At 37.8% G+C, this 13971-nt stretch carries 15 protein-coding genes and 1 other annotated feature; of the genes, 6 read left to right on the top strand and 9 right to left on the bottom strand.

The genetic code is table 11. From position 1 onward, the window contains the following. Window positions 1-188 precede the first annotated feature (188 nt). The 5 genes from CIL03_RS01120 (at window position 189) to CIL03_RS01100 (ending at window position 5523) form a co-directional block, all read left to right on the top strand. A complete protein-coding gene (locus tag CIL03_RS01120) occupies window positions 189-1781 on the top strand; it encodes a DUF6583 family protein (protein ID WP_094883373.1) in 1593 nt (530 codons plus the stop codon). A 37-nt stretch (window positions 1782-1818) separates the two neighbouring features. Continuing rightward, the gene (locus CIL03_RS01115) at window positions 1819-3042 is read left to right on the top strand and encodes an ABC transporter permease (RefSeq protein ID WP_094883372.1); all 1224 of its coding nucleotides are present in this window, start codon (window positions 1819-1821) and stop codon (window positions 3040-3042) included. Beyond that, complete coding sequence (locus CIL03_RS01110) at window positions 3039-4175, top strand: ABC transporter permease (protein WP_165767875.1); 1137 nt, start codon at window positions 3039-3041, stop codon at window positions 4173-4175. The genes CIL03_RS01115 and CIL03_RS01110 overlap by 4 nt, the downstream gene beginning before the upstream one ends. Then, window positions 4162-4833 carry an ABC transporter ATP-binding protein gene (locus tag CIL03_RS01105; RefSeq protein WP_094883370.1) on the top strand — a complete coding sequence of 224 codons (672 nt, stop codon included), beginning with the start codon at window positions 4162-4164 and terminating at the stop codon, window positions 4831-4833. Before CIL03_RS01110 ends, CIL03_RS01105 begins: the two co-directional genes overlap by 14 nt. Before the next feature lie 63 nt (window positions 4834-4896). Further along, window positions 4897-5523: a lytic transglycosylase domain-containing protein gene (locus CIL03_RS01100; RefSeq protein ID WP_094883369.1), complete on the top strand. Its 627-nt coding sequence runs from the start codon at window positions 4897-4899 to the stop codon at window positions 5521-5523. Between the two features lie 108 nt (window positions 5524-5631). Here the strand turns inward: CIL03_RS01100 and CIL03_RS01095 are convergent, their stop codons facing one another. From CIL03_RS01095 to CIL03_RS01085, 3 genes are all read right to left on the bottom strand, one after another. Further along, window positions 5632-6609, bottom strand: a complete 978-nt coding sequence (locus tag CIL03_RS01095) for a ring-cleaving dioxygenase (protein WP_094883368.1) — start codon at window positions 6607-6609, stop codon at window positions 5632-5634. 258 nt (window positions 6610-6867) lie between these two features. Then, a complete protein-coding gene (locus CIL03_RS01090; RefSeq protein ID WP_094883367.1) occupies window positions 6868-7953 on the bottom strand; it encodes a M42 family metallopeptidase in 1086 nt (361 codons plus the stop codon). An 83-nt stretch (window positions 7954-8036) separates the two neighbouring features. Then, window positions 8037-8522 carry a dUTP diphosphatase gene (locus CIL03_RS01085; protein ID WP_094883366.1) on the bottom strand — a complete coding sequence of 162 codons (486 nt, stop codon included), beginning with the start codon at window positions 8520-8522 and terminating at the stop codon, window positions 8037-8039. 120 nt (window positions 8523-8642) lie between these two features. On the opposite strand from CIL03_RS01085, the gene CIL03_RS01080 reads away from it, so the two are divergent. Next, complete coding sequence (locus CIL03_RS01080) at window positions 8643-9035, top strand: sigma-w pathway protein ysdB (RefSeq protein ID WP_094883365.1); 393 nt, start codon at window positions 8643-8645, stop codon at window positions 9033-9035. Between the two features lie 39 nt (window positions 9036-9074). Here the strand turns inward: CIL03_RS01080 and CIL03_RS01075 are convergent, their stop codons facing one another. From CIL03_RS01075 to thrS, 6 genes are all read right to left on the bottom strand, one after another. Beyond that, a complete protein-coding gene (locus tag CIL03_RS01075) occupies window positions 9075-9623 on the bottom strand; it encodes a TVP38/TMEM64 family protein (protein ID WP_420855379.1) in 549 nt (182 codons plus the stop codon). A 300-nt stretch (window positions 9624-9923) separates the two neighbouring features. Then, a complete protein-coding gene (locus CIL03_RS01070; protein WP_094883363.1) occupies window positions 9924-10202 on the bottom strand; it encodes a DUF1294 domain-containing protein in 279 nt (92 codons plus the stop codon). 67 nt (window positions 10203-10269) lie between these two features. After that, window positions 10270-10626 carry a 50S ribosomal protein L20 gene (gene rplT, locus CIL03_RS01065; protein ID WP_094883362.1) on the bottom strand — a complete coding sequence of 119 codons (357 nt, stop codon included), beginning with the start codon at window positions 10624-10626 and terminating at the stop codon, window positions 10270-10272. Between the two features lie 41 nt (window positions 10627-10667). Further along, a complete protein-coding gene (rpmI, locus tag CIL03_RS01060; protein ID WP_094883361.1) occupies window positions 10668-10865 on the bottom strand; it encodes a 50S ribosomal protein L35 in 198 nt (65 codons plus the stop codon). Between the two features lie 36 nt (window positions 10866-10901). Further along, window positions 10902-11408, bottom strand: a complete 507-nt coding sequence (infC, locus tag CIL03_RS01055) for a translation initiation factor IF-3 (RefSeq protein ID WP_108721230.1) — start codon at window positions 11406-11408, stop codon at window positions 10902-10904. A gap of 72 nt (window positions 11409-11480) precedes the next feature. After that, window positions 11481-11610, bottom strand: a sequence feature (ribosomal protein L20 leader region). 155 nt (window positions 11611-11765) lie between these two features. Next, window positions 11766-13712 (bottom strand): threonine--tRNA ligase, encoded by a 1947-nt coding sequence (gene thrS, locus CIL03_RS01050; protein ID WP_094883359.1) that lies wholly within the window; start codon window positions 13710-13712, stop codon window positions 11766-11768. Between the last annotated feature and the right edge of the window lie 259 nt (window positions 13713-13971).

Genomic DNA, 13971 nt, shown 5'->3' with positions numbered 1-13971 from the left:
CCTTATTTATATCTTGAATTCGAAATAATTAAAAGCCTTTCGTAGCAGTATTTATATAAAGTAATGTGGCACCATTTGACTAGATTATTTTTAAGTGATATAAAAATGTGAGGATGCCATCAAGTAATGAGATGATTGCATTTCTAATACATATAATTATAGAGTCATAAAGAGAGGGGAAAAGTACGATGGACGAAACATTAAACAATGGGGGAAAAAAGAAAGGCTTTTCCAAAGGACTGATTGCTGTTATTGCTGCTGCAGTTCTTGTTGTAGGCGGTGCGGCTGCTGCTTTTGTACTACTGAATTTTTCGGAAAAGGAAAAGTTTTTTTTGGCTGAAAAAAACACGTTGGACTTTATCGTGGAAAAAGCTGAAGAGCGCTATGAACCTGAATTGAATTGGATGGAACAGACTGAAAGCACACCAACAGAATCTACAATAGAACTTTCGGCAGAATATAATGCTCCTGACAATTTTGGGGCTGGCGGGTTTGGTGCTGTAGACCCAGCACAGATTATCAATAATTCAACAATTACGATTACAGGTGCTGCAGATATGGAAAACAAACAGGCAACTGCTGCATTGAAAGCTGATATCGGCGGAATGGAAATTAATGATATTAACTTTTATGTAACAGCAGAAAAGCTGATGGTTGGATTGCCATTTTTGGAAGAGCTGCTGCAAATGAAGGATGAAGATCTTGGTGGACTCCTGAAAGAAATTGACCCGAATATGTTTACAGGTGAAGAAACTATGAATCTCGAAAACTTATTCGAAGGTTCAAATGGTATGCTATCAGAAGAAGATCAAGAATACCTTGAAGAAGAATATGCTAAAATGATTTATGATGAATTGCCGGAGGATGCTTTTAAATCGGAGAATGAAACAATTAAAGTGAATGGCGAGTCCCTTGATGCAGATAAAATCACCTTTCATCTAACCGAGGATCAGCTAAAAGAGATTCTGACAAAAACATTTGAAAAACTAGAAAAAGATGACAAAGTGAAAGAAATACTGCGTGAGCAAATGGCATTGCAATTTGGCCCAACACCTATGGACAGTGATATTGACCAATTTATCACTGAATACGAAACAGCGATGGCTGATGCAAAAGAAGGAGTAAAAGACTTTCAGATTCCTGATGGCTTAACAGCTGTATCCTGGATCAGTAATGATTTAATCGTACAGCGTGACATTAAGGTTGAAATGGGACCATCTGCTGACGAACTCGTCAGTTTCGCCATTAAAGGTTCCCAATTGCTGCAGGATACTAATCAGTTTTTCAATTATGACCTTAGTTTTGCCGATTCCTATGATGAAGGAACCTTGAATATTTCAGGAAATCTATCTTGGGAGGGTAATGAAGCTGATGATTTCATCAGTTTGACTGCAGATGAATTTAGCCTCTCCTATGAAGGTACAGAATCCTTGAGTGATAACAAGCGTGATTTTGAAAGAATCTTTTCAATAGAAGAACCGTCAACTGGTGGCGGCAGTCTGGTCTGGGCAGGAAATTCCACCTATGACAATGACCAAATGAGTTCCGAGCATAATCTTTCCATTGAAAGCCCTAACCTGAGCCAGGATATGTTTGCACTCCATATTAATACAGATGGAAAAACAATCGACAGTGTAGAGATACCAGAAGATGAAAATGTGAAGGATTTAGGCAGCATGAGTGCTGATGAAATAATGAATTACTTTGAAAATGAAGTTACACCACAAATGCAGCAATGGATGTTTGGTATTTTAGCTGGCAGTGGAACGATGGGATTCTAATACTTTAACTAAACATAAATGAAATGGAAGTGCCTGTATGCATTTCGTAAAACACTTACTTTTATTTATTAAAAATAATTTTCTGCAGCTTAGGAGGAAGTGGATATCACTTCCTCTTCTTTTGCTTTTCCCTATTTTTATTGTTGGGCTTGTTGCAGTTTTAATTGTCAGCTTCATTTCACCGGATGAGAACGAGCCATTACGTATTGGGCTGGTAGATAATGATCAGTCAGAAGAAACGCAACTAGTGGTTGAGTTAATTGATCAATCATCACAGCTTGGTTCATTTTTGCAAATAAATAAAATGAATGAAGACGAAGCGATACAGGCCATTAACAAGGACGAGTTAACTTCATACATAATTTTCCCGCAAAACTTTACGAATAATTTATATCAGGGAGAATCGGTTGAACTTCCAATCATCGCAAATCCCAATAAATCGATGGACAGTTATTTAGTAAAAGAGATGCTTGAAAGTATAACTAGACATATCAGTGCATCACAGGCAAATATATTAACGATCAACTACTATGCCAAGAAGCTGAATATTGATGATGAGTTACGCAATGATCTATTATTCGAGCAGTTTAAGGAATTTCTTTTCTATACAATCGGGAAGGATAAAATAATTAATGAACAGGAGATTAGAAATGATGCAACCTCCTCCCCTCTTCAGTATTATGGGATAGGAAGCTGGTTTATTATCGTAACAATCTGGCTGCTCGGACTTTATAATTTTCTAAGCAAGGAAGATTCTCGAAGAATGAAACAGAGAATGAGGCTTTATGGAGTTACTGAAAGACAGCAAATTACTGCAAGAATGATTGTTTCCTTACTGGTCACATTTTTGCTGGCTGCAGTATCTCTTATTATTCTAATACAACTATTTGACTGGAATATCAATATTGAGAACTATTTAAGAATAGCATTGCTATTATTGTTATACAGCATTGCTTTTACTCTTGTATTGGCAATTATAGAGGTTATTATTCCTTCGCAGAGATTCCGCCTGCTTGGACAAACCTTAGTAACTGGACTCATTCTATTGTTAAGTGGTGCTATTATACCTGTTATCTATTTCCCTGTGAAAATACAGCAATTTTTGCCCTACAGTTTTTCCTATGAAACGTTTTACTGGATAAATGAAGTAATCCTGAATAATCGGTTATTTGCCGACTATTATCCATTGACAATCATGTGTCTTGCTGGATTATTTCTGTTTCTTGGAAATTCGATATGGAAGGAGCGTGTTCAGGAATGATGAATGTTCTAAAGACGCGTCTTATTCACTGGAGGAAGCAAGTTTTTCCATTATTATTCTGGCTGCTCCTGCCAATTATTGCAGTGATTTTGCTCATTCAAGCAGCAAATGCGATTCAAGCAGACAGTAAGGTGCCAGTAGGACTTGTTGTTGAAGAAAATACACAATTCGCTAAAGATCTGGCTGCTTCGATTAAACAAACACCATTTATACGAGTCTATGAAACTACTGAAGAAGATGCGAAGCTGAAATTGGAACAGCATGAATTGGACAGTGCTTTTGTAATTAAAGAAGGCTATGAAGATAATGTAAGGAAAGGCAGCAGAAACCGTTTAGTAACAAGCTATAAATCGGACTTATCCTTTGCCTATACTCCAGTTTCAGAAATGATTATTTCATATGTTCAGCAGGATACTGGCAGGTCCAAGGCAGCACACACAGTCAAAGCACTAAGCGACAATTATAGTCCTGATCAGCAATGGAGCTGGGAAGAAGTGGTAACTAAAAGCAAAGAAGTTGAGGCGGAAGAAAGCCTGCTCCACACCACGTTTACCTTTGCAGACTCAGCCAAAGAAGACGAGGAAAATGAGATAACCATCTTGAACACCTGGGGATTATGGGCTGTTTTCAGTATTTTAAGTACACTTCTTTTATTTGACTGGGTAATCAGGGAAAACAGAAAAAGTCTCATACCGCGTTTTACCTTTATACGTTTTTCCTATAAAAATTATTTTGTGTTGAATACATTGCTCTATACCATTTTATTATTCTTATTTGATCTGGCTGCAGTAATTTCCTTTAATTTATTTTTAAATGAACCTTTTGCCATGAACATTTGGGTACTGCTCACCTACCGTCTAATGCTAAATGCAGGTGCTTTTTTACTGGCATTGTGCTTTAACAATATCTATTTATTTTACAGTGCATCCTTTGCATTGACGCTATTCTTTGGAATTCTAAGTGGTGCAGTTATACCTATTGAAGGATTAACCCAAAGATTTCAATGGCTGGAATATGTTAATCCACTGGATGCTTTTCTCTCAGGAAGAAACAGCAGTTTATGGTTAGCGGTATTACTATTTATTTTTGCTTTATGGTATGTCAGAAAGGAGAAATCCGATGCTTCACATTAATAACTTATCCAAAAAATTCGGGAAAAAGCCTATTTTGCAATCAATATCCTTCTCTGTCAGACAAGGAGAAATTATTGGTCTAGTCGGCGAAAATGGCGCAGGAAAATCTACGCTTTTAAATATTTTAGCAACCATTCAAAAACCGTCAGATGGCAACATTTCTTTAAATGAGCTGACTTATGAAAAAGACAGAAAAGATATCCGAAAGCAAATCGGCTTTGTGCCACAGGATATTGCAATTTGGGATGAATTCACCGTAGAGGAAAACATGATCTTCTTTGAAAAATTAGCCTGGAGAAGAAAAGATAAGAGCGAATTAAAACAACTGTGCCTGGACATGGAGCTAAATAAGTGGGGGGAACCAGTCAAAAGATTATCCGGGGGAATGAAACGCAAACTTAATCTGGCTATCAGTCTGATTCACGACCCAGAGCTTCTGTTACTTGATGAACCTACTGTTGGAATTGATCTGAAATCCCGAAAAGAAATTGGGAACTATTTAAAAAGACAAGCATTCCATCAGAAAAAACTCATTATCTATACCTCTCATGATATGGATGAGATCAACAATTTATGTGATCGGGTCATCTGTATTGGCGATGATCCCTTTTACAAAAACCTGTTGATGGATATGGGGAAAGATGTCATTTCTTTCTGAGGGTATTGATTTATTAGGGGACTCTCAGTAAAATAAGAATGTATGATTTAAGGGGGATTCCAAATGGAAATACGTAATTTACAGCAAATGATACAATACCAGGCAATGTCTTTAATGACATCGAATAACAGTACACTTTCAAACCATTCTCCAATGGCTGACTTAGTATTCAAACAATTACTTCAGGAAAAAATAAATAATGCTTCCACACTTCAAGCAGCAGACAGGCAACCGAACAAAAATAATTTTGACAGTACATATTCAGTTACATCCCCTGTATTAACTTCAGCTGTTACTGGAAGTGCTGCTGGTGCAGCACAGTTTGATGGATATATAAGTGAATCCGCCAACAAATATGGTATTGATGAAAAACTTATCCATGCAGTAATTAAAACGGAATCCAACTATAATCAGAATGCCCGAAGCAGTGCAGGTGCCGGGGGATTAATGCAATTAATGCCTGCAACAGCCAGAGGCCTGGGTGTAACTAATCTATTTGATTCCAAACAGAATATCGAAGGTGGAACGAAGTATTTGAGCCAAATGCTTAATCGCTATAATGGAAATCTGGAATTAGCACTGGCAGCATATAATGCAGGACCTGGAAATGTGGATAAACATCAAGGGATCCCGCCATTTACTGAAACCCAGAATTATGTTAAAAAAGTAATGAATTCATATTTAATTTAAAAAAATGCACTCCCGAAAAACTTGGAGTGCATTTTTTACGTTACATTCTATAAACAGGAAGATACAATTCCTACTGGAAAACAGTTTGCTTTTGCATATCTTTCTTCCCTACTCTTTTTTTAATTCCTTTGTACTTCTCACCGTATCAATTGGACGTACCATTTTTTCAATTTCATCCCGTTTCGGCTCAAGGAATGGTGGCAAAGATAATTTTTCACCAAGTGTTTCATAAGGCTCATCACCCATAAAACCTGGTCCGTCTGTTGCAAATTCAAATAATATTTGCGGAGCAACATTACAATATAGAGAGCCAAAGAAGTGACGTTCCACAAAGCCTGATGTTTGAAAACCAAAACGGCGCATATGCTTATCCCACTCGTCCAGCACAGAACGATCTTCAACACGGAATGCGGAATGATGAACTGTGCCATAGCCTTGTCGTGCCAATGGAAGTGAAGTATTAAATTCCACGACTGCCTGTGCACCATTTCCTCCTCCACCAACTTCAAATAGATGGGAGTCACCTTCACGGTCTATCTCTTTAAATTGTAAGACCTTTTCCATCATTTCTTTAAAATAATCAAAGTTAGCTATTCGGACAAAAATAGGACCAAGCCCAGTAATTGCATATTCTAAAGGTATTGGACCGTCCTGCCATGGAGTTCCTGCAGCAACACCTTCATTATTTTCATCTGAGATGAGCTGATACTGCTGATCATCAAAATCAACAAAAGAAAGTGTCTTTTTACCAAATTGCTCTTTAATGCCAGTATGTTTCACTTCCAGACGATCAAAACGTTTCAGCCAATAATCAATAGCTGCATCACTTGGAACCCGGAACGATGTTTTGGAAATTTCATTGGTTCCATGTACCCCTTTTGGTATGCCTGGAAAGTCAAAAAAGGTCATGTCCGTTCCGGGGCTTCCTTTATCATCTGCAAAAAATAAATGATATGTTTGAATATCATCCTGGTTTACTGTTTTCTTTACTAACCGCATACCCAGCACATAGGTGAAAAACTCATAATTCTTCTCCGCACTGCTTGTAATTGCTGTTACATGGTGCATTCCCTTTAATCCATTCACTAGTAAAAACCTCCAAATTGAATTATATATTTACTATAATGTTTATTTTTAATTACATTATCTTTAATTCAGTATAAATGTATCATTAATTTTTTTATTTGTCAATTAAGACATTTATACTTTTAAATTCATCTGCAATCAAGTACACATTACAACCTCATTTCACTTTTGCTTTCAAGTACAAATGAGCAGCCATTTATAAAACAACCACTAAAAAAGACCGGCAGCCTCAATAAAGGCTGCCGGTCTTTTCGATAATTATCCTAATACAATTTCATTTACTGTTTCACTGTCCAGTTTTTTAATTGCCTCTACAATTAATTTAACTGCATTTTCGAAGTCATCACGATGCAGGATAGCTGCATGTGAGTGAATATAGCGTGTTGCGATTGTAATAGATAGTGATGGTACACCATTTGCTGTCAGGTGAATGGAGCCCGAGTCTGTTCCGCCGCCAGCTATGGATGAATATTGATAAGGAATGTTATTCTCATCAGCAGTTTTCACAATGAAATCACGTACACCTTTATGTGAAACCATTGATGCATCATAGAGAATAATTTGCGGTCCTTTTCCTAATTTGCTGTCCGCTTCATGGTCAGATATTCCTGGAGTATCCCCCGCGATGCCAACATCAACTCCAAAACCGATATCCGGCTCAATCATATTTGCAGAAGTTTTTGCACCGCGCAATCCGACTTCTTCCTGAATTGTACCAACACCGTATACGATATTCGGGTGATCCTGATCCTTAAGCTGTTTCAGTACCTCAATGGCAATAGCGAGACCAATACGGTTGTCCCACGCTTTTGCCAGCAGCATTTTTTCATTTTTAAGCTGTGTAAATTCGAAATACGGAACTACAGAATCACCAGGCTTCACTCCAAACTCCAAAGCCTCTTCTTTACTTGAAGCACCAATATCAATAAACATATCTTTTATGTCTACTGGCTTCTTGCGTGCTTCTGCAGATAGGATATGTGGTGGTTTAGAACCAATGACTCCGGTTACATTACCTTTATTGCTCATAATCGTTACACGCTGTGCGAGCATAACCTGGCTCCACCAGCCACCAACTGTCTGAAAATAGACAAACCCTTTATCATCGATGCGTGTTACCATAAAGCCGATTTCATCAAGGTGTCCGGCAACCATAATTTTTGGTCCACCTTCTTTTCCCGTCTTCTTCGCAATTAAGCTTCCCAGATTGTCAGTAAAAATTTCATCTGCATATGGAGTAATATATTTTTCCATTACTTCACGAGGTTCTTTTTCATTGCCTGGTATCCCGTTTGCATCTGTCAGGTCCTTTAACATTGTAAGTGTTTCATCAAGTTTTGCCATATGTATGAATATCCTCCTTTTTCTATACCATTCCAATTATAACTTTTTTCTGTTAAATAACAAATTAATTGAAACCCTATTAATTAATAGCCTTGAATTTGTCTTTCATAATTAATTTCATTCTTTTTCATATAGGCTGCCTGAATATCAGCTTCACTGAAGCCCAAAAGCTTTCCAAGCTGCAGATAATTTGTAAATAACGTTTCATAGTTTAATTTTGAAGGATCCCCTTTAAAAGCAACAGCCGCTTCAAATACGTGATTAAACTGCTCTGTTTCAGTAGTTATCACGGTTTCCAAAGCTTTGTCCTCATACAGATATTCTTTATCAATTCCAAGTGATAAAATAAAATGAACCCCATCAACATATTCTTCCAGAATAACAGTTTTTTCATTCCTTGGTTTCGTACTCCAGAATTTAAAGCATCTCGTTTCATTGGCAAGTTCGCCTAATTCTACAAGCAATGCCAGAATTTTCGCCTGAAAAATATCCGTTTCTTTTAAATGATGCTTTGATTGTATATAGCCATCTAATTGTTTCTGCATTGAAAAAAGTTTATCCCAGTTCAATTATTTGCCCTCTTTTCTCTTTTTTTCGATTGTATCACGAAATAATAAGAAATGTGAAACCAATCAGGGTTGAACTTCGTATAAAAAGGGAACAACAAATTGCTAAGGAGACGGTTAGCTATGATCTTGATATTATTCCGTGTACTTATACTTATTGCATTGGTACTTCTTCTCTATACATGGTTTCAATATATCCTTAATCCGGAGAGACGGCTTCGAATTGCAAAAGCAGCAAAAGAATTTTATTTTCTGGATGAACTGGATAACAGTAAAAAAAATGTCCGATTTGTATACAAAGGATGTCTATTTGAGGGGGAGAAATATGTAGGCACAACCGAGGATTCCTTTGAAGTTGTTGATATTCATGTAAAGGTTGATAATCCAATCGAACTGAACGGCCTTACACGTGATGATTTATACTTCCTTGAGAGTGAAATTCTGCTGCGTTATCCACATGCAAAGATTGACTGGAAGCATCCGATAAATAAGCTATTAATAACAAAAATAGATTAAAAAACACTCATCTGGACATGAGCAGATGAGTGTTTAAATTCATGTACTTACTTGGAAAAAGTCCCGCCATTTAATGATGATCTCTTTCCGTCTTAATACATAAATGAGTGGCAGTAAAGTGATTAGAAATGCGAAGATATATAATGGGGTTAAATTCGATATCCAGCCGCCTATGGAAGTATAAACAAATGCTAAAGGAATATTGGATAATAAAGATGATTTCGTATAATCCCTGAAGTTTGTGGAGATTTCAATTAAACATAATGATAACAGATGAAAATGGATAAATGGGATCAGGCGAAGCAGTGTAATTTGCGGTGTGGTCAGTTCCGAATGTTTTCCTATCATTTTTTGTTTTACCCGTACCAGCTTTTCAAACGTTCCCGGCATCCATTTTATAATAAAATAGAAGATCACACTTGATAATGTGATGCCAATCAATGAATAAAGTGTTCCCGCAACAGGACCAAACAATATCCCACCTGAAATACATATAAAGACGACAGGCAAGAAAAACAATGGCCGGAGCAAATGAAAACTAATGAACAGAATTGGCGCAAACAAGCCGCCTGTTTCAATGAAAGCCATTATATAAGTCCCAAGTTGATCCACTAATCTACCTCCTTTTTCACAAGATAATAGAGTATAAAATTGGCAGCAATTAATTCTTTGACATAAACAGCAAAGTCCAGCTCCAGCGCCCAGCGACTAGCGAGACTTCCCTCACCTTCGTACGATAAGTCAACATCGACTTCCTACGGGTCGTCGTGTTTCCTATATCTCCTACGGCTCAGTCCAGTCCGTACGTCGCTAAACGGGCGCTTGCGCTTTTGTTGGTTCTGTCTGCACTCTACCGCCTAGTACATGTATATGACAACAGACGAGCCTTTATGACAAGGAATAGAAAAAGTACGCAAGGATAACAGCATTAACAATAATAAGTAAAGGCATCCCTATCGTAAAAGAACGGTGTTTTGTTTTATGACGAAATACTTTCATTCCAATCAGTGCTCCGGCAGCTCCACCGATAAAAGCGAGCAGCCAAAATGTTCGTTCTGGGATCCGGTATTGATGTTTAACTGCTTTTCGTTTGTCAATACCCATTAAAATAAACACGATCACATTCACACCTAATATGTATGGTAAAACTGTATTTAAATCATTCATTGGTACCTGCTCCTTATTGATATAAAAAGGCCAAATCCAAGCATAATCAGGATTTGGCCTTTTAAGTTTATTTTAAAGCATCTTTAGCTTTTTCTGCTAATTGAGCAAAAGCTTTTTCGTCATTGATAGCAAGATCTGACAGCATTTTACGGTTAACTTCGATTCCTGCTACTTTTAATCCATGCATTAGTTTGCTGTATGAAAGATTATTCAAGCGAGCAGCTGCATTAATACGAGTGATCCAAAGTTTACGGAAATCACGTTTTTTCTGTCTGCGGTCACGATAAGCATACTGACCTGATTTCATTACTTGCTGTTTTGCTGTTTTAAATAACGTTCTTTTCGAACCATAATACCCTTTTGCTAGTTTAAGGACGCGTTTACGACGTTTACGCGTTACTGTTCCACCTTTTACACGTGGCATATTAATTCCCTCCTATATTCCAATCAAAATCATTTATTTTATTATTTATTCGGAAGCATTTGCTTAATGCGTCTATAGTCTCCTGCAGAAACTAATGCGCCTTTACGAAGCTTGCGTTTTTGTTTTTGAGATTTATTCGCAAACATGTGGCTTGTATAAGCATGTGCGCGTTTTAGTTTTCCAGAACCTGTTTTTTTGAAACGTTTTTGAGAACCTTTGTGGGTTTTCATTTTAGGCATAGTTATTTCCTCCTCGTAATATCTGCTTAAAACTGTTTATTGTTTTTCGTTGATTGGAGCAAGCATCATAAACATATTGCGGCCTTCCATTTTCGGTTTGGTTTCAACCGTTGCAACATCTTTTACATCTTCAGCCATGCGATCAAGTACTTCACGGCCAAGCTCCTTATGCGTAATAGCACGTCCGCGGAAACGAACTGCAGCTTTTACTTTATCGCCTTTTTCAAGGAATTTTTTGGCGTTCTTTAATTTTGTTTCATAATCATGGTCGCCAATTCCCGGAGTAAAACGAACTTCTTTTACATTGATAACCTTTTGTTTTTTACGAGCTTCTTTCTCTTTCTTTTGCTGCTCAAAACGGTATTTACCATAGTCCATGATACGACATACCGGCGGTTTTGCATTTGGAGCAACCAGCACTAAATCCAGGTTTCTGGTTTGTGCTATTTCCAATGCTTCCTGACGTGATTTCACACCAAGCTGATCACCATTTGAGTCGATAAGACGTACCTCTCTGGCACGAATCTTTTCATTAACATTCATATCTTTGCTAATAGCCAGCCACCTCCAAAATATTTTGAGTCTTACTGATCCTTATTGACAAGTAAATTTTTATTCATTAAAAAAGTGTCGGTACAATTATGCACCCACACGTCTCCAATAGTCTATCTATCAAAAGAGTTCGGAACCAGTCAACTGCATTTTGCGTCGATCAGGTGAGAAGCGGGTGCTTCTACTTGTCTCAGATCATTAAATTTTTAATTCAACCTATAAAGAATACCATGCATAATCTACTTTGTCAAATCAAAATAACAATAGATATGCATTACTTCGTTAACTATATCATATTTCTTTTAAACTGAAAAGGAAAAGCCAGGTACGAATACCTGGCTGGAATAATTATTTACGCAATGTTTTCTCGCTAATTTCTTTATTTATTAGCGCTGCAAAATCATCATAGCTAATTGTTTCTGATTGTTTTTCACCATAGCGGCGAACATTTACTGCACCTGCTTCAATTTCATTATCACCAAGAACTAAAGCAAATGGTATTTTCTGTGTTTGTGCTTCCCGGATTTTATAGCCGATTTTTTCATCACGCTCATCTATAGAAACACGAACCCCCTGAAGTCTTAATTTATCAGCAACTTCATTGGCGTAATCCAAATGTACTTGTGGAGATACAGGTATTACTTTTACCTGAACTGGTGCAAGCCATGTTGGAAAGGCTCCTTTATATTCTTCAATCAGGAATGCAACAAAACGTTCCATTGTTGAAACAACACCACGATGGATAACAACAGGGCGATGTTCTTTACCGTCTTCACCGATGTAGGTCAGGTCAAATTTTTCAGGGAGTTGATAATCAAGCTGGACTGTAGAAAGTGTTTCATCCTTGCCTAATGCTGTTTTTACCTGCACATCCAATTTTGGCCCGTAAAAAGCGGCTTCCCCTACTGCTTCTACGTAGTCAAGATTCAATTCGTCCATTGTTTCCTTCAGGGTGCTCTGAGCCTTTTCCCACATTTCATCATTGTCAATATATTTTTCTTTATCCTCAGGATCACGGTAAGAAAGCCGGAAATAATAATCATCAATTCCGAAGTCTTTATAAACCCTTTGTACAAGTTCTACAACCCGAATGAATTCTTCTTTCAACTGGTCAGGTCTTGCAAAAATGTGCGCATCGTTTAACGTCATTGCCCTTACTCGCTGCAGTCCGGCAAGTGCCCCGCTCATTTCATAACGGTGCATTGTACCAAGTTCAGCAATTCGTACAGGCAAGCTGCGATAGCTCCATAACTGGTTTTTAAAAACCATCATATGGTGTGGACAGTTCATTGGACGCAATACAAGCTCTTCATTGTCCATTTGCATGGTAGGGAACATATCATCCTGGTAATGATCCCAGTGACCACTTGTCTTGTAAAGATCCACATTTGCCAATACTGGTGTATACACATGATCATAGCCGAGACGTTCTTCAATATCTACAATATAGCGTTCAATTTGACGGCGTATTGTAGCACCCTTTGGCAGCCAAAGCGGCAAGCCCTGTCCAACCTCCTGATTAACAGTAAAGATATCCAATTCTTTACCGAGCTTTCGATGATCACGTTCCTTTCGTTCTTCCAAAAGCTTCAGGTAATCATCAACCTGTGATTGTTTTTCGAAAGCTGTTCCATAGATGCGCTGCAGCTGCTGGTTATTGCTGTCCCCGCGCCAATATGCCCCGGAAATACTCAATAGTTTAAAGGCTTTAATTTTGTTAGTTGAAGGTACATGTATTCCACGGCACAGGTCGAAAAATTCACCTTGCTGATAGATGGTTACCTGTTCATCTTCAGGAATTGCATCAATCAATTCCAGCTTCAAATCATCTCCAATTTCGCGAAACATTTCTTTTGCTTCGCTGCGTGATACTTCAATCCGTTTAATTTCAAGCGCCTCATCAACTATACGCTTCATTTCTTTTTCTATTTTCGGAAGGTCTTCTGGAGTGATCTTATGCTCCATATCCATATCATAATAAAAACCTTCTTCAATGATTGGTCCTACACCAAATTTAACGTCTTTATAAAGGCGTTTAACTGCTTGCGCCATTAAATGTGCTGTGGAGTGACGCATAATCTCAATGCCTTCCTGATTTTTATACGTGATGATTTCAATTTCTCCACTATCCGTTAATTCGCGTCTTAAATCGACTTGTTTTCCATCAAGCTTAATTGCCAGGGCTTGTTTTTTCAGTCCAGATGATATAGATCCTGCTATTTCTTCTCCTGTTGTCCCTTTAGGAAATTGTTTTACTGCTCCATCCGGGAATGTAATCGAAATTTCTGCTGCCATGAAATTCACTCCTTTAAAATTAAAAAACGCTCATCTCTCTGCATTACTGCAAAGGGACGAGCGTTTGAAACGTCGTGGTTCCACCCTGATTCCCACAGAATTTCCTGTGGCTTCATTAATCTGTAACGCAGATGATGCGCCGCTGTCTACTTATGATTTCAACAGCAGGGTTCAAAGGTGGTAATTCGTTGTCTGCACAGCGGAAGCTTTCAGCCAATGTCCTCCTTCTCTAATCAGTGCAATACCAGCAAATCATATC

The organism is Virgibacillus indicus (assembly GCF_002266285.1).
In the GTDB taxonomy this organism is placed as follows: Bacteria; Bacillota; Bacilli; order Bacillales; family Amphibacillaceae; genus Virgibacillus_K; species Virgibacillus_K indicus.
Note: the sequence above shows the minus strand (reverse complement) of the source record. Positions and strands in the feature narration are given on the sequence as shown.